Genomic DNA, 20,756 nt, shown 5'->3' on the forward strand with positions numbered 1-20,756 from the left:
CGGACAGTTCCGGGGCGGGCGGCTCCGTCGCAGCACCTTCTCGCAGGCACCTCGAGGGTCAGGGTCAGGGCGCGTGGACGTCCTTGTGCGCGTCCTTGTGAGCGGCCTTGTTGGCTTCCCAGCCGGCCCACGCGGAGGTGACCATCTCGCGGACGTCGTGCCGGGCCTTCCAGCCCAGCTCGGCGGTGATCTTGTCGGCCGACGCCACGACCTTCGCCGGGTCGCCGGCGCGGCGCGGGACGATCACCGGCGGGACGTCGTGCCCGGTGTGGGTGTTCAGGAGCTCGACCATCTCCGCGACCGAGACGCCCTCGCCGCGCCCGATGTTGACGGTGAGGTCCTTGTAGTCCCCGGCCGCGGCCCACTCGGCGAGCTTGCGGGCCGCCGCCACGTGGGCCTCCGCGAGGTCCTCGACGTGGATGTAGTCGCGGATGCAGGTGCCGTCCGGCGTCGGGTAGTCGTTGCCGAAGATCTTGGCGCCCTGGCCCGCGTCGTAGCGCTCGAAGACCATCGGGACCAGGTTGAACACACCGGTGTCGGCAAGCTCGGGGGTCGCCGCGCCCGCCACGTTGAAGTAGCGCAGGCAAGCAGTGGCGATGCCGTGCGCCTTGCCGGCGGCGCGGATCAGCCACTCGCCGGCCAGCTTGGTCTCGCCGTACGGGCTCAGCGGCGCGCACGGGGTGTCCTCGGTGACCAGGTCCACGTCGGGCATGCCGTAGACGGAGGCGGAGGAGGAGAAGAGGACGTTGCGGATGCCCGCGGCGGCCACGGCCTGCAGCAGGACCGTGAGGCCCTGCACGTTCTCGTGGTAGTAGTAGAGCGGCTTCTCGACGGACTCGCCGACCTGCTTCTTGCCCGCGAGGTGCACCACGCCGGTGATCTTGTGCTCTCGGATGGTCTCGTCGAGGATCAGCCGGTCCAGGACCGAGCCGACCACCAGCGGTACGCCCTCGGGGACTCGGTCCTCGTTGCCCGTGGACAGGTCGTCGAGGACGACGACCCGCTCCCCTGCGAGCAGCATCGCGCGGACGACGTGCGCGCCGATGTATCCGGCGCCACCGGTGATCAGAAAGGTCATGCGTAGCTCCCTGAGGGTCCCCCCGGACGGGGTCTTGCGGGCCCCGTCCGGGTTCTCTGTATGGCGGTCTCAGCCCGGCCTGCGGCCTGCCCGGGCCCGGTGAAGACGGTTGCGTACGAGGTACAGCGCACCCTCGGCGCCGGGCGCCAGCCGCAGGGCCAGCGAGCCGGCGGCCGTGCGGTACGGCTGCGACAGCAGAACACCGTACCGGCTGCTCGGCAGGGCGCGGCGGCGAAGCAGCCCCCCGCGGGGGCTCAGCGAGGTCACCACGGAGCTCCCGTCGGCGCACTCCACGGCCAGCCTGACGTCCCACGCCTGCATCCGGCGAAGCCCCTGGCGCCGCCCGTTCGCCGCGAGGTCCGCGAGGCGGAAGGGCAGTTCGGCGCTCCAGCCGCCGTCCGCGCCGGGGCGCAGCTCCACCGGCTGGGCCAGCACGGGCTCGCCGCCCGCCCGGGGCAGGAAACGCAGCTGGACGGTGCGCGGACCGGCCGCCGCGAGGCGCCCGTACAGGTCGTGCAGCCGGATCCGCACCACGCCGGGACCGGCCGGTTCGGCGTCGGCGGCCACGGGCAGCCCGGCCGTCTCCAGCCCGGCCAGGCCCTCCAGCTCGACGGGCAGGGCCTCGCTCCACACCGGCACCCCGTCGGCGTCGGCGGCGTACGGGGGCAGCAGCCGCGGCGGCTCGGCGGCCAGGCGGGTGAGGCGCTGGAGGTCGGCGGGGGGCGCGTCGGTGGCGCGCAGCAGCCGCACGATCCAGCGGACCGGGGCGCTCGCGGCCTCGATGTCGGTCTCGGCGAAGCCGGCCAGGTAGTCCCGGGTGAGCGTCCACCACGCGGCCTGGTACTCGGGGTCGGTGCCGATCTCGCGCAGGTACATGCGCAGGTCGTAGTCCAGGAACTTGACCTGGCAGGCGCTGCCCAGCTCCGGGGAGGCGGCGGCGAGGGTGCGGGAGGCCGTGCGGTGGGCCTCGATGCGCGAACGCCAGTTCCCGACGTCCTTGCGGTCCAGGGAGATCGACACCTGGGCGGCGCTGCGGCGCACGTGCCACACGTAGACGAGGTCACCGATGACCGCGACGCGCGGGGCGGCGGCCAGGACGCGCGAGGTGAAGACGAAGTCCTCGTAGACGAACCGGCCGTCGGGGAAGCGGATGGAATGTGCGTCCAGGAAGGCGCGCGCGTACAGCTTGTTGACGCACAGGGTGTCCCGGACCAGCTCGGGCCGGTCCGCGGGCCGCTCGATCACGTCGCCGGGGGTGTAGAGACCGGGCACCCAGGGCACGTCGTGGCCCTGCGGCAGCTCGCGCCGTACGCACGCGCCGACGGTGACCGGCGCGTCGTGCTCCTCGGCGGCCCGCACCAGCGCGTCGGCCGCCCCCGGCGGCAGCACGTCGTCGCTGTCCAGGAAGAGGACGTACGGGGCGCTCGCGGCGGCGATCCCGTCGTTGCGCGGGGTGCCGCACCCGCCGCTGTTCTCCGTGCGGTGCACGACCTTCAGGCGGGGGTGCGCGGCGGCCAGCTCGTCCAGCACCCGCGCGGTGCCGTCCGACGAGGCGTCGTTCACCGCGATGACCTCGGCGACCACCGGGCCCTGGGCGAGAGCCGAGGAAACGGCCTCGCCCACGAGCCCGGCGTCGTTGTACGCGATCACCACGACGGAGACGGTGGGGGATTTGCTGCTCACCCGAAGGATCCTAAGCGACCTGCGTAAAGGAGACTTCAAGGTCGTCCGGTACTAGAACGGACGGAACTCGTCGTACTCCTTCTGCGCCGAGTCCCCGCGCTGGGCTTCCTTGTCCTTGCGGCGGGTGGTGGCCGGACGCGGGGCGTCCAGACGGTGGTCCTCGCCGCGGCGGCCCAGCATCTCGGCGCCGGCCATCACGGTCGGCTCCCAGTCGAAGACGACCGCGTTCTCGTCGGAGCCGATGGCCACGCCGTCACCGGCACGGGCGCCGGCCTTCTTGAGCGCCTCCTCGACACCGAGGCGGTTCAGCCGGTCCGCGAGGTAGCCCACGGCCTCGTCGTTGTTGAAGTCGGTCTGGCGGACCCAGCGCTCCGGCTTCTCGCCGCGCACGTTGTAGACGTCCTCGACCTCGTCGTAGGTGACGGTGAAGCCGGCGTCGTCCACGGCCTTCGGGCGGATGACGATGCGGGTCGCCTCCTCCTTCGGCTTGCGGGCACGGGCCTTGGCGATGACCTCGGCGAGGAAGTACGAGAGCTCCTTGAGGCCCGTACGGGCGACCGCGGAGACCTCGAAGACCTTGTAGCCGCGGGCCTCCAGGTCCGGGCGGACCATGTCGGCGAGCTCCTGGCCGTCCGGGATGTCGACCTTGTTCAGGACGACGAGGCGCGGCCGCTTCTCCAGGCCGCCGCCGTAGAGCCGCAGCTCCTCCTCGATGACGTCGAGGTCCGCGACCGGGTCGCGGTCGGACTCCAGGGTGGCGGTGTCCAGCACGTGCACGAGCACCGAGCAGCGCTCGACGTGGCGCAGGAACTCCAGGCCCAGACCGCGGCCCTGGCTGGCGCCGGGGATCAGGCCCGGGACGTCGGCGATGGTGTAGACGGTCGAGCCCGCCGTGACCACGCCCAGGTTCGGGACCAGGGTGGTGAAGGGGTAGTCCGCGATCTTCGGCTTGGCGGAGGAGAGCACCGAGATCAGCGAGGACTTGCCGGCGCTCGGGAAGCCGACCAGCGCCACGTCGGCGACGGTCTTGAGCTCCAGGACGATGTCGCCGGTGGTGCCGGGGACGCCGAGGAGCGCGAAGCCGGGGGCCTTGCGGCGGGCGGAGGAGAGCGCGGCGTTGCCGAGGCCGCCGCGGCCGCCCTCGGCGGCGATGTAGGTGGTGCCCTGGCCGACGAGGTCGGCGAGGACGTTGCCCTCCTTGTCGAGGACGACGGTGCCGTCCGGCACGGGCAGGACCAGGTCCTGGCCGTCCTTGCCGGAGCGGTTACCGCCCTCGCCGGGCTTGCCGTTGGTGGCCTTGCGGTGCGGGCTGTGGTGGTAGTCCAGCAGGGTGGTGATCGCCTGCTCCACCACCAGGATGACGTCGCCGCCACGGCCGCCGTTACCGCCGTCGGGGCCGCCGAGCGGCTTGAACTTCTCCCGGTGAACGGAGGCGCAGCCGTGGCCCCCGTTACCCGCGGCGACGTGCAGCTCGACGCGGTCCACGAAGGTGGTCATGGGTGTTCCTCCAGATACAGCGGGAATAGTCCGGAAAATCCGGTGGCAGGCCTTGCTGCCCATTAAACGTGTCTATGTGACAACGCGCCGAGGGCGGACCTCTCTTCCCGGCTCGCGCCGGGAAGAGCTGAGATCCGCCCTCGGGAAGTTACGAACGCTCGATCAGCCGAAGCTGGATCAGGCGGCCGGAACGATGTTGACGACCTTGCGGCCACGGTGCGTGCCGAACTCGACGGCACCGGCCTGCAGCGCGAACAGCGTGTCGTCGCCGCCACGGCCGACGCCCGCACCCGGGTGGAAGTGCGTGCCGCGCTGGCGGACGAGGATCTCACCAGCGGAAACGACCTGACCGCCGAAGCGCTTCACGCCGAGCCGCTGGGCATTGGAGTCGCGCCCGTTCCGAGTGGACGATGCGCCCTTCTTGTGTGCCATGTCTCAGTCCCTCTTACTTCGCAGCCGCGGGGATACCGGTGACCTTGATCGCCGTGTACTGCTGGCGGTGACCCTGGCGACGGCGGTAGCCGGTCTTGTTCTTGTAGCGCAGGATGTCGATCTTGGCGCCCTTGTGGTGGTCCACAATCTCGGCCGTGACCTTGATGCCGGCCAGGACCCACGGGTCGCTGGTCACGGCTTCGCCGTCGACGACGAGCAGGGTCGAGAGCTCGACCGTGTCGCCAACCTTGGCAGTGGAAATCTTGTCAACCTCAACGATGTCGCCGACAGCAACCTTGTGCTGGCGACCACCGCTGCGCACGATGGCGTACACGCGGATCTCTCTCTCACTCGGGACGGATGCTCCTGAAGCCAGCCGCTCAGTCGGGACCCCGTCTTGCGACAGGACCGCACTGATCCGGATTGGACGAGCGGCCTCTCCCGTACGGCGCTTGCGCGCACGGTGCGGAAGGAAGGTGCTCAGGAGCGCGGCTCGCTCTAAACATATTTGTCTAGGCATGCCGACGGTCTAGGTTACGGGGCCGGTACCAGGGGGTCAAACCGGCCCCGCACGGCCAGGACCCCGCCTCTCGGCGGGGCCCACAGCCGTGCTGTGTTGCTTTCAGGCGGTGGATCAGGCTTCGGCCGGCGCCGAGACCGAGGGCGGGGTCTGCTGCTCCGCCGCCGCGGTCTTCTTCGTCGCCCGCTTGGCCACGGTCTTCTTGGTCGTGGCCGCCTTCTTCGCCACGGTCTTCTTGGCCGCCGTCGCCTTCTTGGCGGTGGTGGCCTTCTTCGCCGCGGTCGCCTTCTTGGCCGGGGCCTTCTTGACGGCCTTCTTGGCCGGCTTGGCCGGGGCGGCCTCCTCGGCCGGGGCAGCCTCCTCGGCCGGGGCCTGCGGCTCCGGCTGCGGCTCGGTCACGACGGCCTCGACGACCACCACGGCGGCCTCCGCCGCACCCGCCGGGGAACCGGCCGGTGCGGTGGCCTTACGGGTGGCACGCCGGCGCGGACGGGCCGGTGCGGCCTCCGCCACGGGGGCCTCCTCGGCCACGGCAGGCGCGGGCTCCGGCTCGGCGACGACCGGCTCGGGCTCCACGACCGGCTCCGGCTCCGGCACGACGACCGGCTCCGGGGCCACCTCGGCCGCGGGGGCCGGGGCGCCCGCCGGGGCGGTGGCCTTACGGGTCGCACGGCGACGGGTGCGGCCCTTGGGGGCCTCCTCCGCCACCGGCTCCGCGACGACCTCGGCCACGGTCTCCGCCTCGGCGACGACCTCGGCGACCGGTTCCAGGACGGTGTCCGCGGGCACGGTCACCGGCTCGGCCTCGACCTCGACCACGGGGGCCGGAGCCGGGGCCGCGGCCTGGGCCTGGGCTGCCGCACCGCGCGGGGCGCCCGCCGGAGCGGTCGCCTTGCGGGTGGCGCGGCGGCGGTTGCGGCGACCGCTCAGGCCCGCCGCGGCCTCCGCCTCGGCGGGGCTGCTGTACAGCTCCTCGTCCGGGACGAACTCCGGCTCGGGCAGCTGCCGCGGCACGGCGGCCTCGGCGGCCACCTCGGCCTCGGTCTCGGTCTCGAACTCCACCTCGACCGTCTCGGCCTCGTGGTCGTGCTGGTCGAACTCGGCCTTGCCGCCACGGCGCTTCGAGCGCTTGCCGTTGCCGCCGCCACCGACCACGGTCGGCGTCTCCATGTGCACGATCACACCGCGGCCGTTGCAGTGGACACAGGTCTCGGAGAAGGACTCCAGCAGACCCTGGCCCACCCGCTTGCGGGTCATCTGGACCAGGCCCAGCGAGGTCACCTCGGCGACCTGGTGCTTCGTACGGTCACGGCCCAGGCACTCCAGCATCCGCCGCAGGACCAGGTCGCGGTTGGACTCCAGGACCATGTCGATGAAGTCGATCACGACGATGCCACCGAGGTCGCGCAGCCGCAGCTGGCGCACGATCTCCTCGGCCGCCTCCAGGTTGTTCCTGGTGACGGTCTCCTCGAGGTTGCCGCCCTGACCGGTGAACTTGCCGGTGTTGACGTCGATGACGATCATCGCCTCGGTCTTGTCGATCACAAGCGAGCCGCCCGAGGGCAGCCACACCTTGCGGTCGAGCGCCTTGGCGAGCTGCTCGTCGATCCGGTACGTCGCGAAGACGTCCACCTCGGAGGTCCAGCGGGACAGCCGGTCGGACAGGTCCGGGGCCACGTGGTTCACGTAGCCGTGGATGGTCTCCCACGCGCCGTCACCGCTGACGATGACCTTCGAGAAGTCCTCGTTGAAGATGTCGCGCACGACGCGGACGGTCATGTCCGGCTCGCCGTACAGCAGGCTCGGGGAAGAGGTCGAGATCTGCTTGGACTTCTTCTGGATGTCCTCCCACTGGGCCTGCAGACGCTCGACGTCGCGGCGCAGCTCGTCCTCGCTCGCGCCCTCGGCGGCGGTGCGCACGATGACGCCCGCGTCCTCGGGGACGATCTTCTTGAGGATGGTCTTCAGACGCGCGCGCTCGGTGTCGGGCAGCTTGCGGCTGATGCCGGTCATCGAGCCCTCGGGCACGTAGACCAGGTAGCGGCCGGGCAGCGAGACCTGGCTGGTCAGGCGGGCGCCCTTGTGGCCGATCGGGTCCTTGGTGACCTGCACGAGGACCGACTGGCCGGACTTGAGGGCGGACTCGATGCGGCGCGGCCCGTTGGCCATGCCGAGCGCCTCGAAGTTGACCTCACCGGCGTACAGGACCGCGTTGCGGCCCTTGCCGATGTCGATGAAGGCGGCCTCCATGGACGGCAGCACGTTCTGGACCTTGCCCAGGTAGACGTTGCCGACGTACGAGGTGGCCTCTTCCTTGTTGACGTAGTGCTCGACGAGCACGTTGTCCTCGAGGACGCCGATCTGGGTGCGCTCGCCGGCCTGGCGGACGACCATGACGCGCTCGACGGCCTCACGGCGGGCCAGGAACTCGGCCTCCGTGATGATCGGGACGCGGCGGCGGCCCTGCTCGCGGCCCTCGCGGCGGCGCTGCTTCTTGGCCTCCAGACGGGTCGAGCCCTTGATGGACTGCACCTCGTCGGAGGAGGTGGACTCGACGCGCTCGCGGGCCGGACGCGGCTCGCGGACCTTGACGACGGTGCGTACGCCGTCCTCCTCGCCCGCCTCGGCGGACTCGGCGGCGGAGTCACCGCTGCGACGGCGGCGACGGCGGCGGCGACGGCTGGAGCTGGAGCCCAGCGCGCCCGCGTCCTCGTCGTCCTCGTCCTCGGCCTCCTCGGCCTCCTGCTCGGCGGCCGGGGCCTCGGTCTCCTCGTCGGCGGCCTCGTCGAGGTCGGCGGACTCGCCACGGCGGCGACGACGGCCACCGCGACGGCGGCGGCGGGACGGGCGCTCGCCCGACTCGTCGCCCTCTTCGAACTCGGCGCCCTCTTCGAACTCGGCGGCCTCGGCCTCCGGCTCCTCCTCGGCGAGCACCTCGGGCAGCGAGACCGGCGCGGTCTCGGCGGCCGGCGCGGCCTCGGCACCACGGCCGCGGCGGCGGCGACGGCCGGCCGGCTGCGGGGCGGGGGTCTGGACGGCCTCGGCCTCCAGCTCCGTCTCCTCCTCCTCGACCTCGTCGGCCGGAGCGGCCGCGCGGGCGGCAGCGGCGGCCATGGCGGCGGTCTCGGGGGTCTGGAACATCGGCTCGGCGAAGACCGGGGCCTGGAAGACGGCCACGGCGGGACGCGCGGCGCGGCGGGCCCGGGCCGGGGCGGCGGGCGCCTCGGCCTCTGCGGCGGGCTGCGCGGCTGCGGCCGGGGCGCCGGAGCGGGTGGCGCGGCGGCGGCCGCCGCGCTTCGGGGAGTCCACGGCGTCGGCGACGGTCACGGCGCGGGCCGGTGCGGCGGCGGCCTTGGGGGCCTCCTCCGCCGCGGCGGGGGTCTCGGCGGCGGCGGCCTCGGCGGCCGGGGCGGTCACGGCGCGGGTGGCACGGCGGCGGGCACGCGGGGCCGGAGCGGCCGGAGCCGCCTCCTCGGCCACGGGCGCGGCCGGAGCCTCGGCCACGGGCGCCTCGGCGACCTCGGCGGCAGGGGTCTCGGCGGCCGGAGCGGTCACGGCGCGGGTGGCACGGCGACGGGCACGCGGGGCGGGAGCAGCGGGCTCCTCGGCGACGGCGGCCGGGGCCTCGACCACGACGGCCTCGGCGGCAGCCGGAGCCTCGGGAGCAGCCACGGCGCGGGTCGCACGGCGACGGGCACGCGGGGCCGGAGCGGCGGCCGGAGCCTCCTCCTCGGCCACGGGCGCGGCCGGAGCCTCGGCCACGGGCGCCTCGGGGGCGGCCACGGCACGGGTGGCACGGCGGCGGCCACGCGGAGCGGGAGCAGCGGGCTCCTCGGCGACGGCGGCCGGAGCCTCGACCACGACGGCCTCGGCGGCAGCCGGAGCCTCGGGAGCAGCCACAGCGCGGGTCGCGCGGCGGCGGGTACGGGCGGGGGCGGCGGCCGGGGCGGCCTCCTCCGCGGGGGCAGCGGCCGGAGCGGCCTCGGGCGCGGCTGCGACGGGGCTGGCCTCGGCGGCGGTGCCGCCGGGGGGACCGGCGGGCCGGGAAGCGGCGCGGCGGCGCCGGCGCGGGGGCAGGTTGTCGCTCGGGCTGCCGCTGTCGGCGTTACCGGTGGTGGTGGGGTCGTTTTCGTTGTTGAGCATTGCGGGCGGTTCTCCCGTCACGCTCCCGGGCGCCGCGGCTGACATCCGGTCCGGCACGGCTCCGCGCGATGAGCGCGGAACCGGCCTCCGGGGCGCGTTCGCCACACGGGAGCTCGTAGTCCATGGCCGCCGGTTCCGTACGTGTTGTCCGTACGGCCTGGCGGAAGTCTTCAGGTCAATGCGCGGGCCCGACCCAGGTGGCTCCCGAGTCCCAGGGCTGCGCGACGACGACGATCCTTACGCGGCGGGACCTTCCGGCGCCTTCGCGTCGGCGGCTACGGCGGCCGTGGGTGGGGCGGCCGTGTCAGCCTCGCGGTCGGGCGCGAGCGGGTCGGTCACCGTGCCGGACTCCTCGTCGAAGAGCCCCTGCGCCAGCCTGGTCACCGCTGCGGGGACCGGCGGCGCCAGGTCGGCCACAGCTCGGAGACCGGACAGGACGTCGTCGGGTCGCACGGCAGGTGTCAGATGCCGAACAACCAGCCGCAGTATCGCACAGGCATTGTCCAGCGGCCTATCAGCAGGGGCCGGAAGCGCCTCGAGGCTAACCACAGCGCCGCGGGTGTCGAAGGTGCGCATGCCGTTCTTGGTGCGGCGCTGCACTTCCACGGTCTCGGCGGCGAGGAAGCCGGTCACGGCGCGCTCGGCGTCCGCGGGGTCCACGCCCTCCAGGCGCAGCTCCCAGACGGAGGCGGTCAGCCGGTCGGCGAGGCCCGAGGTACGGGCCTCGACGGCGTCGATGATGTCGAGGCCGGCCGGCATGGACTCGTCGAGCAGCTCGCGGAGCTTCTCGGGGTCACGGGACTCGGCGAGGGCGATCTCCAGGTACTCGGCCTCGCTGCCCGTCCCGGTCGGAGCGGCGTTCGCGTACGAGACGCGGGGGTGCGGGGTGAAGCCGGCGGAGTACGCCATCGGCACCTCGGCGCGGCGCAGGGCCCGCTCGAAGGCGCGCTGGAAGTCACGGTGGCTGGTGAACCGGAGGCGGCCGCGCTTGGTGTAGCGCAGTCGGATGCGCTGCACCACCGGTGCGGGAGGCGGGCCTTCGGGCTGTCGCTTGCCCAGTGGTTCTTCTCCTTGTGCGGGGCTCCGCGGCTCGCGCGTCGCCCTGAGGTCTGTGGGGCCGGCCGGCCACGCCCTGCCCCCGGCTCACACCTGCTGTTTGCGCAGGGAGATCTCGGGGGCGGGCGGTTGGCCTACGGCTGTCGTACTACCCAGAGTACGCGCCTGTGACCTCGCCGGTTCCCGGGGAGGAGTACCGAACAGCGCCTGCCGCACCCCGGCCCGCGCATCCCGCACCGCAGCGCGGGCGGTGTGCCAGACCTCGCGCGCCACGGTGCGCGAGGTACGCCACACCTCGCGGGCCAGATGTCCGGCGGGCGTGGCCACCTGGCGGTAGACCCAGGCCGCGGGGCGGGCGACGCAGCCGCGCCAGAGCCGGACGAGGCCACGCCCCAGGGCGCGGCTGACGCGCCCGGCGAGCCGCCAGGTGGCGGCGGCGAAGTGCCCGAGGGGCGTGAGGACGTACCGGTACAGGCCCCGGGCGAGCCAGGCGATGCCGTGCCCGAGCGGGGTCAGCAGGTAGCGGTAGGTGCCGGTCGCGGCCGGAACGACGGCGTACCGCCACAGCGCGGCCCAGGGCCAGACGAACAGCGCCTTGCCCAGCCATCCGAGTACGGCCCCGGCGCCCCGGGCCAGCCAGACGATGCCGTGCCCGCCGGGGGTGAGGACGTACCGGTACAGCGCCACCCACGGCCATACGAACACGGCGGCGAAGGCGCGCGGCAGGAACCACACCAGGGCGTGCCCGGCCGGGGTGAGCACGTACCGGTACAGCCCGCGGACCAGCCAGGCGATGCCCCGGACCGGCGGCACGAGCAGGTAGCGGTACACGGCGGCGACCGTCCGGACGACGGCGGCGCCGGACGGCTTGAGCAGGTACCGGTACACGGCCAGGACCACCCATTCGAGCCCCTTGCCCACCGGCCTCAGCAGGTAGCGGTACAGCGCGGCGCCGCCGGGGACGACCAGGTGGCGCCACAGCGCCACCCACGGCCACACGAACAGCGCCTTGGCCAGCCATTGCAGCGCGACGGCGGCTCCCCGGCCCAGCAGGGCGAGCCCCTGCCCGAGCGGAACCAGGACCCAGCTCCACAGGGCGGCCCCGGCGGGTGCGAGCACGTACCGCCACAGCCCGGCCCAGGGCCAGTAGAAGACGGCCAGCGCCGCCCACTTCAGGACCAGCCCGGTCCCGCGCGCCAGCCACCCGAGTGCGTGCCCGACCGGGGTCAGCACGTACGCGTACAGCCGGCCCCAGACCCAGGCCACCGCGCCCCCGGCCGGACGCAGGGCGCGCCGGTGCACGGTGCGCGCCCCGAGGACGAGCAGGTCCCAGACCACCCGCACGGGCAGCACGATGAGCACGGCCAGGATCCGCACCGGAATCCGCACCATCGCGAACACACACCCCTGCCCACCGGGCGGGGGCTCGGGCTCGTGCTGTCCGCGCTTCTCCAGATCCATGCCCATGACGACGCACGATAGGCCCCCGCCGTTGCACGGAAGACCGGGAGAGCGATCGGCCGTCCGACGCAAGACGCCCCCCACCGTTCCCGGCGGGGGGCGCTTCGAGGGCTCGGCTCAGCCGCGGGTCACTTCACGACCGACAGCGGGAGGAGCTTCTTGCCCGTCGGGCCGATCTGGATGTCGAGGTCGAGCTGCGGGCACACGCCGCAGTCGAAGCACGGGGTCCAGCGGCAGTCCTCGACCTCGGTCTCGTCGAGGGCGTCCTGCCAGTCCTCCCAGAGCCAGTCCTTGTCGAGGCCGGAGTCCAGGTGGTCCCAGGGCAGGACCTCCTCGTAGGTCCGCTCGCGGGTGGTGTACCAGGCGACGTCCACGCCGTAGGCCGGCAGCGTCTTCTCCGCGGCCTCCATCCAGCGGTCGTACGAGAAGTGCTCGCGCCAGCCGTCGAAGCGGCCGCCGGATTCGTACACCGCGCGGATGACGTCGCCGATGCGGCGGTCGCCGCGCGAGAGCAGGCCCTCGACGATGCCGGGCTTGCCGTCGTGGTAGCGGAAGCCGATGGAGCGGCCGTACTTCTTGTCACCGCGGATCTTGTCGCGGAGCTTGGTCAGCCGCGCGTCCGTCTCCTCGGCCGACAGCTGCGGCGCCCACTGGAAGGGGGTATGCGGCTTCGGTACGAACCCGCCGATCGACACCGTGCAGCGGATGTCGTTCTGCCCGGAGACCTCGCGGCCCTTGGCGATGACGTTGACCGCCATGTCGCCGATCTGGAGGACGTCCTCGTCGGTCTCGGTCGGCAGGCCGCACATGAAGTACAGCTTCACCTGGCGCCAGCCGTTGCCGTAGGCGGTGGCGACGGTGCGGATCAGGTCCTCTTCCGAGACCATCTTGTTGATGACCTTGCGCATGCGCTCGGAGCCGCCCTCGGGGGCGAAGGTCAGGCCCGAGCGGCGGCCGTTGCGGGTCAGCTCGTTGGCCAGGTCCACGTTGAAGGCGTCCACGCGGGTCGACGGCAGGGACAGGCCCACCTTGTCGTCCGAGTAGCGGTCCGCGAGGCCCTTGGCGATGTCGGCGATCTCGGTGTGGTCCGCCGAGGAGAGGGAGAGGAGGCCGACCTCTTCGAAGCCCGTGGCCTTGAGGCCCTTCTCCACCATTTCGCCGATGCCGGTGATGCTTCGCTCCCGCACGGGGCGCGTGATCATGCCGGCCTGGCAGAAACGGCAGCCGCGGGTGCAGCCGCGGAAGATCTCCACGGACATCCGCTCGTGGACGGTCTCGGCGAGCGGGACCAGGGGCTGCTTGGGGTACGGCCACTCGTCGAGGTCCATGACGGTGTGCTTGGACACGCGCCACGGCACGCCGGAGCGGTTCGGGACGACACGGCCGATGCGGCCGTCCTCCAGGTACTCGACGTCGTAGAAGCCCGGTACGTAGACCCCGCCGGTCTTCGCCAGGCGCAGCAGGACTTCCTCGCGCCCGCCCGGCCTGCCCTCGGCCTTCCAGGCGCGGATGATCTCGGTCATGTCGAGGACGGCCTGCTCGCCGTCGCCGATGACCGCGCAGTCGATGAACTCGGCGATCGGCTCGGGGTTGAAGGCCGCGTGGCCGCCCGCGAGGACGATCGGGTGGTCGACGGTGCGGTTGCGGGCCTCCAGCGGAATGCCCGCGAGGTCCAGCGCGGTGAGCATGTTCGTGTAGCCCAGCTCCGTGGAGAAGGACAGGCCGAACACGTCGAAGGCGGACACGGGGCGGTGGCTGTCCACGGTGAACTGGGGCACCTTGTGCTCGCGCATCAGTTCTTCGAGGTCGGGCCACACGCTGTAGGTGCGCTCCGCGAGGACGCCCGCGCGTTCGTTGAGCACCTCGTAGAGGATCATGACGCCCTGGTTGGGCAGCCCGACTTCGTATGCGTCCGGGTACATCAGCGCCCAGCGGACGTCGCACTCGTCCCACTTCTTGACCGTGGAGTTGAGTTCACCGCCGACGTACTGGATGGGCTTCTGCACATGCGGAAGCAGGGCCTCAAGCTGAGGGAAGACCGACTCGGTCATCACGCGACTTTCGTGAAGCGGGCAGGGGGCAGCTCTCAAGCGTACCGCGAGGCTCAGGCGCCCCCCACCCGCATGATCATGCGAGGGCGGCCCGCAGTGCCGGATCCGAGGCGTCCGCCCAGACTTCCGGGAGCTCCCGTTCGCGCTGTTCGGCCTGTACCTCCTCGCGGGCGTAGAGGACGCCCCAGGTGAAGGCGGACTCCCCGGCGCCCGCCGCCTGGACGGCGAGGCCGTGCAGGGCCTCGCGGGCCACCACGCTGTCCTGGTGGTCGCCGAGCAGGGTCTGGACCGACTTCATGGCCTTGGCCATGCGTTTCGCCGGTTTTCCGAGGGCGGGCGTGGCCGCTTCCGCCGCGTACCGGGCGCGTTTGGCGGCCTTGCGGGCCTCGTGCAGGGCCAGGTCCCGTTCCTCGCCGGCGGTCAGGGCCAGGGCGCCCTCGACCCGGCCCGCGAGGCGTTCGTAGTCGCGCAGTACGGCCTTGGGCAGGACCGCCGGCGCGGGGCCGGCCGCGTTCTTGAGCAGCGGCGGCGCGTCCAGGAGGGCGTCGAGGGTGTCCAGGAGGACGAGGTAGCGCTTGCTGTCGAGCGCGGCCAGCGCCCGCCGCCGCGAATCGGAGCGGCGGCTGTTGTTCCATACCCGCAGGCGGCCGCGGACCGGTCCGAGGAGCAGGGTGCGGGGCAGTTCGCCGAGCCGGGTCTGGATCCGCTCCAGCAGGACCTCCTGGTCCCGGTCCACGCCGAGTTCGGCGGCCAGCCAGCGCAGTTCTTCGCCGACGGGGTCGGTGACCGCGCGGTCGAGCACCTTTCGGTAGGTCTTGAAGGCGCTGCGCAGCCGGCGGGTGGCGACCCGCATCTGGTGGACGGAGTCCGGCAGGCTCCGTCGTACGGCCGGGTCCTGGGCGATCAGGGCGTCGCGCTGTTCCCGCAGGTACGACAGGACGTACGCGCCCGCCGTGCCGTCGGCGGGGGCTTCGGCCCCGGCCGCGCCGGCGCCCGGGGTGCGGGCCTCGGGCGTGGCTCCGGTCTCGGCGAGGGCCCGGGCGAGCTTCGAGGGGGAGTCGCTGACGCGCAGCCCGGCCTTGCGGAAGGTCTTCTCGACGGCGTCGAGCAGTGCGGGCTGCGCTCCGTCGGCGAGTTCCACTTCGACCTCGGTCCAGGACACGGCGGCCTCGCCGCGCTCGGCCCGTACGGCGTCGATGCTGAGTTCGGCGAGCAGGGCGCCCTCGGCGTCGAGCAGGTGGCTGACGCGGCGCGAGGAGACCAGCCTGACCTGCGGTTCCAGCCCGGCGTCGCGGACGCGGGAGCGGATCAGGACGGCGAGGGCGCGCGGGAGGGTGTCGCCGAGGGGGGCCGTGACCTCGTCCCGGACCTCGGGGGAGACGGGCAGTTTCAGGTGCCAGCCCTCGTCCTTGCCTCCGGTTCTGCGCCGCAGGGTGAGGCCGTCGGCGGCGAGCCGGAGGTCGGGGGTGTCGTAGTAGACGGCGTCGAGGTCGACGGTGCCCTGGTCGGAGACGGCCGCGATCGCGGCCGTGCCCGTCAGGTCCGGCACCTCGTGGCGGGTCTGCTTCGCCCGCTTCTTGTCAGCCTGTGTGAACTCGAATTTCCGCTCGGTCTCGCGTTTCGTGTCCGCCATAGACCGAACTTAGTCCTGAACGGATCACGACGGCAGGGTGAACGGGAATTAGGCCGACAACGGCTTCTGCACCTTGATCGACTGGAGCAGTCCGATGGCCACCCACACCGCGAACATCGAGGATCCTCCGTAGGACACGAAGGGCAGCGGGAGCCCGGCGACCGGCATGATGCCCAGGGTCATCCCGATGTTCTCGAAGGACTGGAACGCGAACCAGGCGATGATCCCGGCGCACACGATCGTCCCGTACAGCTCGGTGGTGTCGCGGGCGATCATGCAGGCCCGCCACAGCACGATGCCCAGCAGCACCAGGATCAGCCCGGCGCCGACGAAGCCGAGCTCCTCCCCCGCCACCGTGAAGACGAAGTCGGTCTGCTGCTCGGGCACGAACTGGCCGGTGGTCTGGGAGCCCTTGAAGAGCCCGGAGCCGGTCAGTCCGCCGGAGCCGATCGCGATGCGCGCCTGGTTGGTGTTGTAGCCGACGCCCGCCGGGTCGAGGGAGGGGTTGGCGAAGGCCGCGAAGCGGTTGATCTGGTATTCGTCCAGGACGCCGAGCTGCCATATCAGGACGGCCCCGCCCGCGCCCGAGCCGATCAGGCCCAGCACCCAGCGGTTGGACGCGCCCGAGCCCAGCAGCACGCCGAGCACGATGACGACCATGACCATGACCGAGCCGAGGTCGGGCATCAGCATGACGATGCCCATCGGGGCGGCGGCCAGGCACAGTGCCTTGACCACGGTGCGGTGGTCCGGGTGGGTGAGGTCTCCGGCGTCCACCCGGGTGGCCAGCAGCATCGCCATGACCAGGATGATCGTGATCTTCACGAACTCGGAGGGCTGGAGGGAGAATCCGCCGCCGATCACGATCCACGCGTGGGCGCCGTTGATGGTGGCGCCGAGCGGGGTGAGCACCGCGATGATGAGCAGCAGCGAGATCCCGTAGAGGAAGGGGACCGCGCCGCGCAGGGTGCGGTGTCCGAGCCAGATGGTGCCGATCATCAGCACGAGGCCGATGCCGGTGTTCAGGGCGTGCCGGGCGAGGAAGTAGTACGGGTCACCCTGGTTCAGCTGGGTGCGGTTGCGGGTCGCCGACCACACCAGCAGGGCGCCGATGAAGGACAGCGCCAGCGCGCTGAGGAGGATCGGCCAGTCGAGCCGGCGCACCACCGAGTCGCGGGCGGTGAGCTTGGCCATCGCCCCGCGCTCGGGCGCGTACCGGGAGACGGAGAACTTGTTCGCGGTCTGCATGTCGGTTTTCGGTCCTCAGTCGTGCCGTGCGGGGGGCGGCCCGGCGAGCGCGGGCGGCGCGAGCTCCTCCGGGGACGGCGGTACGTACGGCCGGATCTCGGGGGAGTCGATGGAGCCGTCGGGGTGGATCCTGGGCAGTTTCGCCTCCGGCTTGAGCAGCAGGGCCTTCTTCGGGTCCTGCTTGCCTTCCATGTCGAGGCCGTACATGGCGTTGTAGATGTTGCGGACGGCGGGGCCGGAGGCCCCGGAGCCGGTGCCGCCCTGGGAGATGGTCATGACGATCGTGAAGTCGTCGGTGTAGGTCGCCAGCCACGAGGTGGTCTGCTTGCCGTAGACCTGGGCGGTGCCGGTCTTGGCCCGCATCGGGATCTTGTCCAGCGGCCAGCCGATGAACCGCCAGGCGGCGGTGCCGCCGGGCGCGACGACGGAGCGCAGGCCCTGGTCGAGGTCCTTGACGGTCTGGGCGTCGATCGGCAGCCTGCCGTGGGCCTGGGGCTTGATCATCTCGACGTGCTTGCCGTCGGGGCTGATGACGGCCTTGCCGATCGTGGGGTTGTAGAGGGTGCCGCCGTTGCTGATGGCCGAGTAGGCGGTGGCCATCTGGATGGGGGTGACGAGGACGTCGCCCTGGCCGATGGCGAAGTTGATGCTGTCGAACGCCTTCAGCTGGTTGCCTTCGAGGCAGCTCTCGTACGCGATCTGCTCGACGTAGGTGCCGCCCTTCTTGCCCTGCTTGCACCAGGAGTCCTTGTTGGCCGCCCAGAAGCTCTTCTTCCACCCGCGGTCGGGGATGCGGCCGGTGACCTCGTTCGGCAGGTCGATCCCGGTCTCGGAGCCGAGGCCGAATTCGCGGGCGGTCCGGTAGAACCAGTCGTGGGCGTCCTTCTTGGGCTTGAGGCCGCCGTCGCGCTGCCATTCCTTGTGCCCGAGGGCGTAGAAGACGGTGTTGCAGGAGAACTTGAGGGCGTCGCCGAGGGTGATGGGGCCGTGCCCCTTGGACTCGAAGTTCGCGAAGCTCCGGCCGCCGAGGCTGTAGGAGCTGCTGCAGTTGTACTTGCTGTCGAAGGCATAGCCGGCCCGTACGGCGGCGCTCGCGGAGACCACCTTGAAGATGGAGCCCGCGGGGGCCTGGCCCTGGATGGCCCGGTTGAGCAGCGGGTAGTTGGAGTTCTTGCTGGTGAGCCTGGCGTAGTCCTTGGCGGAGATGCCGCCGACCCAGGCGTTGGGGTCGTAGTCGGGCTGGGAGGCCATCGCGACGACGCGGCCGGTCTTGGCCTCCATGACGACGACGGCGCCCGAGTCGGCCTCGTACTTGCGGCCGGTGATGTTGTCGGTCTCGTGCCGGACGACCTTCATCGCCTGCTGGAGCTCGTACTCGGCGACGGCCTGGACCCGGGCGTCGATGCTGGTGACGAGGGTGGATCCGGCCACGCCCGGGTCGGACTTGGTCTGGCCCATGACCCGGCCGAGGTTGTCGACCTCGTACGAGGTGACTTCCGCCTTTCCGCGCAGCTCCTTGTCGTAGGTGCGTTCCGTTCCGGAGCGGCCCACCTGGTCGGAGCGCAGGTGCGGGGAGTCGGTGTCCTTGGCCTTCTGGATCTCCTCGTCGGTGACCGGGGAGAGGTAGCCGAGCACCTGTGCGGTGCGGGCCCCGCCGGGGGCCGGGTAGCGGCGGACGGCGGTGGGCTCGGCCGTGATGCCGGGGAAGTCCTCGGGGCGTTCGCGCAGTTGCAGCGCCTGCTGGGTGGTGGCTTCGAGGGTGACCGGAATCGGCTGGTACGGGGAGCCGTTCCAGCAGGGCTTGGGGGTCTGGGAGTCGCAGAGGCGGACCTTGTCCATGACCTCCTTGGGGCTCATGTCCAGGACGGCGGCGAGGCGGGTCATGACGCCCTTGCCCCTGTCCTTCATCTTCATCAGCTTGGTACGGCTGGCGGAGACGACGAGGCGGGTCTCGTTGTCGGCGAGGGCGACCCCGCGGGCGTCCAGGATCGAGCCGCGGACGGCGGGCTGGACGACCTGCTGGACGTGGTTGCTCTTGGCCTCGTCGTAGTACTCCTGGCCCTCGCGGATCTGGAGGTACCAGAGGCGGCCGGCGAGGGTGAGCAGCATCGAGCAGACGAGCACCTGGATGATGACGAGCCGGATCTGCACCCGGGAGGTGCGGCCGGTTTCCGGAATGTTGGTCACCCTTGCTCCCCGGTCACAGTTTCTTGACGCTCTTCACGCTCTTGACGCTCTTCACACCCTTGACGCCCTTTATACGGACGGCCCGGTTGGCGCGGCCGCGCGCGGTCTTCAGGCGCAGGCCGCCGCGCTGGCTGCCGATGCGCAGGCCCGTGCCGCCGGCCAGCCAGCCGGAGGAGACGTCGGCGGCCTTGTTGGTGGGGCCGCCGCCGGCCTCGACGGCCATCGGGTCGTTCTCGGCGCGCCGGGCCAGCGCCATGATGAACGGCACGGTGAAGGGGGCCAGGAGCAGGTCGTAGAGGGTGGCGGTGAACAGCAGCCCGGTCAGGCCGACGTGGCGGGCGGCGGTGTCCCCGACGAGGGCGCCCACGCCCGCGTACAGCAGGGTGGAGGCGATCGCGGCGCCGACGACGGTCAGCATCGGGCCCCAGGCGGAGCGGAACCTTCCGCTGTCGGGGCGGACCAGGCCGACGAGGTACCCGATGAGGCAGAGAACCAGCGCGTACCGCCCGGCGGCGTGGTCCGCGGGCGGGGCCAGGTCGGTGAGGAGTCCGGCGGAGAAGCCGATGAGGGCGCCGCTGACGTGCCCGTACACGAGTGCGAGGGCGACGACGGTGAGCAGCACCAGGTCGGGCACGGCGCCGGGCAGTTGGAGCCGTCCCAGGATGGTGACCTGGACGACGAGGGCGACCACGACGAGCGTGGCCGAGAGCAGGATCCGGTTGAAGCGCATGGGCGTCTGCTCCTACTCGTCGGCCGGCTTGCCGGGCACGCTGGCGGACCCGGACGGGGTGACCGTGACGGTGACCGTCGGGGTGGGCTTGGGGGCCTCGGGCTTGGGGGGCAGGACGGCGTCGCGCGGGTCCTCGCGCGGCGGCATCACCACGACGCCGACGATGTCCAGGCGCGAGAATCCGACGAACGGGCGCACCCAGACGGTGCGGGTCAGGTCGCCGCGCGAGGGATCGACCTTGACCACCTCGCCGATCGGCACGCCGGGTACGAAGGGCTTGTTGCCGCGCGATCCGAAGGTGACGAGCCGGTCCCCGGGGCTGACCTTGGCCTTGCCGTTGAGCATCTGCACGGACAGCGCGCGGTCGCCCTGTCCGGTGGCGAAGCCGAGTTCGCCGGTCTTCTCCAGGCGGGTGCCGACGGTGAAGTCGGGGTCGTTGGCGAGGACGACGGTGGCCGTGTCGGGGCCGACGGTGCTGACCCGTCCGACGAGTCCGTCCCCGTTGAGGACGGTCATGTCGCGCTCGATGCCGTCCTTGCTGCCGGCGTCGATGGTGACGGTCCAGGAGAAGCCCTGGGCCGCTCCTATCGCGATGACCTCGGCGCCCTTGATGCCGTACTGGCCGGCGCCGGCCCGCTTGAGCATCTCGTCGAGCTCGTGGATCCGGCTGCGGGTCTGGTGCTCGCTGCCCAGCTTGGCCTTCAGGGCCGCGTTCTCCCGCTCCAGCGTGGCGATCCGGTTGTGGCGCTCACCGGAGTCCCGTACCGCCCCTATGGCGTTGGCGACGGGGTCGACCGCGGTCGACACGCCCTTCTCGACGGGGCCGAAGACCGCTGCGGCGGCCTGCCGGGCACCGTCGACCGGCGACTCCTCGCCCGCCCTGATGTCCACCGTGATCAATGCGAACGCGATGGCGATCAGAAGCACCAGGAGCAGCCGGCTTTCTCGTGTGTCCCTCACGTGCGGCGGCCGTGCCTTCCTCGTAGTGACTCGTGCGGCGGAGCCGCTCCCGTGGAACGTGAAGCTGTGGTCCCACC

Annotated in this window: 14 protein-coding genes; all 14 read right to left on the reverse strand. The window is 72.1% G+C overall.

The window, feature by feature from the left end; genetic code table 11:
- Nucleotides 1-64: 64 nt before the first annotated feature.
- Nucleotides 65-1,078 (reverse strand): UDP-glucose 4-epimerase GalE, encoded by a 1,014-nt coding sequence (galE, locus tag AB0D94_RS04205; protein WP_362045168.1) that lies wholly within the window; start codon nt 1,076-1,078, stop codon nt 65-67.
- A 69-nt stretch (nt 1,079-1,147) separates the two neighbouring features.
- Nucleotides 1,148-2,761: a glycosyltransferase family 2 protein gene (locus AB0D94_RS04210; RefSeq protein ID WP_362045171.1), complete on the reverse strand. Its 1,614-nt coding sequence runs from the start codon at nt 2,759-2,761 to the stop codon at nt 1,148-1,150.
- Between the two features lie 51 nt (nt 2,762-2,812).
- Nucleotides 2,813-4,258 carry a GTPase ObgE gene (gene obgE / locus AB0D94_RS04215; RefSeq protein WP_362045174.1) on the reverse strand — a complete coding sequence of 482 codons (1,446 nt, stop codon included), beginning with the start codon at nt 4,256-4,258 and terminating at the stop codon, nt 2,813-2,815.
- A 177-nt stretch (nt 4,259-4,435) separates the two neighbouring features.
- On the reverse strand, nt 4,436-4,690 hold the full coding sequence (gene rpmA, locus AB0D94_RS04220; RefSeq protein ID WP_069920265.1) for a 50S ribosomal protein L27: 255 nt from the start codon (nt 4,688-4,690) through the stop codon (nt 4,436-4,438).
- A 13-nt stretch (nt 4,691-4,703) separates the two neighbouring features.
- Entirely contained in the window at nt 4,704-5,024 is a 321-nt protein-coding gene (rplU, locus tag AB0D94_RS04225) for a 50S ribosomal protein L21 (RefSeq protein WP_030384677.1), read from the reverse strand.
- Between the two features lie 300 nt (nt 5,025-5,324).
- The gene (locus AB0D94_RS04230; RefSeq protein ID WP_362045178.1) at nt 5,325-9,353 is read right to left on the reverse strand and encodes an Rne/Rng family ribonuclease; all 4,029 of its coding nucleotides are present in this window, start codon (nt 9,351-9,353) and stop codon (nt 5,325-5,327) included.
- 237 nt (nt 9,354-9,590) lie between these two features.
- Nucleotides 9,591-10,370 carry a TIGR03936 family radical SAM-associated protein gene (locus AB0D94_RS04235; RefSeq protein WP_362045181.1) on the reverse strand — a complete coding sequence of 260 codons (780 nt, stop codon included), beginning with the start codon at nt 10,368-10,370 and terminating at the stop codon, nt 9,591-9,593.
- Nucleotides 10,371-10,496: 126 nt separating this feature from the next.
- Nucleotides 10,497-11,876, reverse strand: a complete 1,380-nt coding sequence (locus AB0D94_RS04240) for a hypothetical protein (protein WP_362045184.1) — start codon at nt 11,874-11,876, stop codon at nt 10,497-10,499.
- A gap of 122 nt (nt 11,877-11,998) precedes the next feature.
- Entirely contained in the window at nt 11,999-13,924 is a 1,926-nt protein-coding gene (locus AB0D94_RS04245) for a TIGR03960 family B12-binding radical SAM protein (RefSeq protein ID WP_362045187.1), read from the reverse strand.
- A 73-nt stretch (nt 13,925-13,997) separates the two neighbouring features.
- A complete protein-coding gene (locus AB0D94_RS04250; RefSeq protein ID WP_362045190.1) occupies nt 13,998-15,554 on the reverse strand; it encodes a CYTH and CHAD domain-containing protein in 1,557 nt (518 codons plus the stop codon).
- A gap of 48 nt (nt 15,555-15,602) precedes the next feature.
- Nucleotides 15,603-16,802: a rod shape-determining protein RodA gene (gene rodA / locus AB0D94_RS04255; RefSeq protein WP_362045193.1), complete on the reverse strand. Its 1,200-nt coding sequence runs from the start codon at nt 16,800-16,802 to the stop codon at nt 15,603-15,605.
- 15 nt (nt 16,803-16,817) lie between these two features.
- Nucleotides 16,818-18,989, reverse strand: coding sequence for a penicillin-binding protein 2 (gene mrdA, locus AB0D94_RS04260; protein WP_362045196.1), 2,172 nt, complete (start codon nt 18,987-18,989; stop codon nt 16,818-16,820).
- Between the two features lie 13 nt (nt 18,990-19,002).
- A complete protein-coding gene (gene mreD / locus AB0D94_RS04265) occupies nt 19,003-19,719 on the reverse strand; it encodes a rod shape-determining protein MreD (RefSeq protein WP_362045199.1) in 717 nt (238 codons plus the stop codon).
- A 12-nt stretch (nt 19,720-19,731) separates the two neighbouring features.
- Nucleotides 19,732-20,679 (reverse strand): rod shape-determining protein MreC, encoded by a 948-nt coding sequence (mreC, locus tag AB0D94_RS04270; RefSeq protein ID WP_362045202.1) that lies wholly within the window; start codon nt 20,677-20,679, stop codon nt 19,732-19,734.
- Nucleotides 20,680-20,756 lie beyond the last annotated feature (77 nt).

The organism is Streptomyces sp. NPDC048255, assembly GCF_040652415.1.
Lineage (GTDB): Bacteria > Actinomycetota > Actinomycetes > Streptomycetales > Streptomycetaceae > Streptomyces.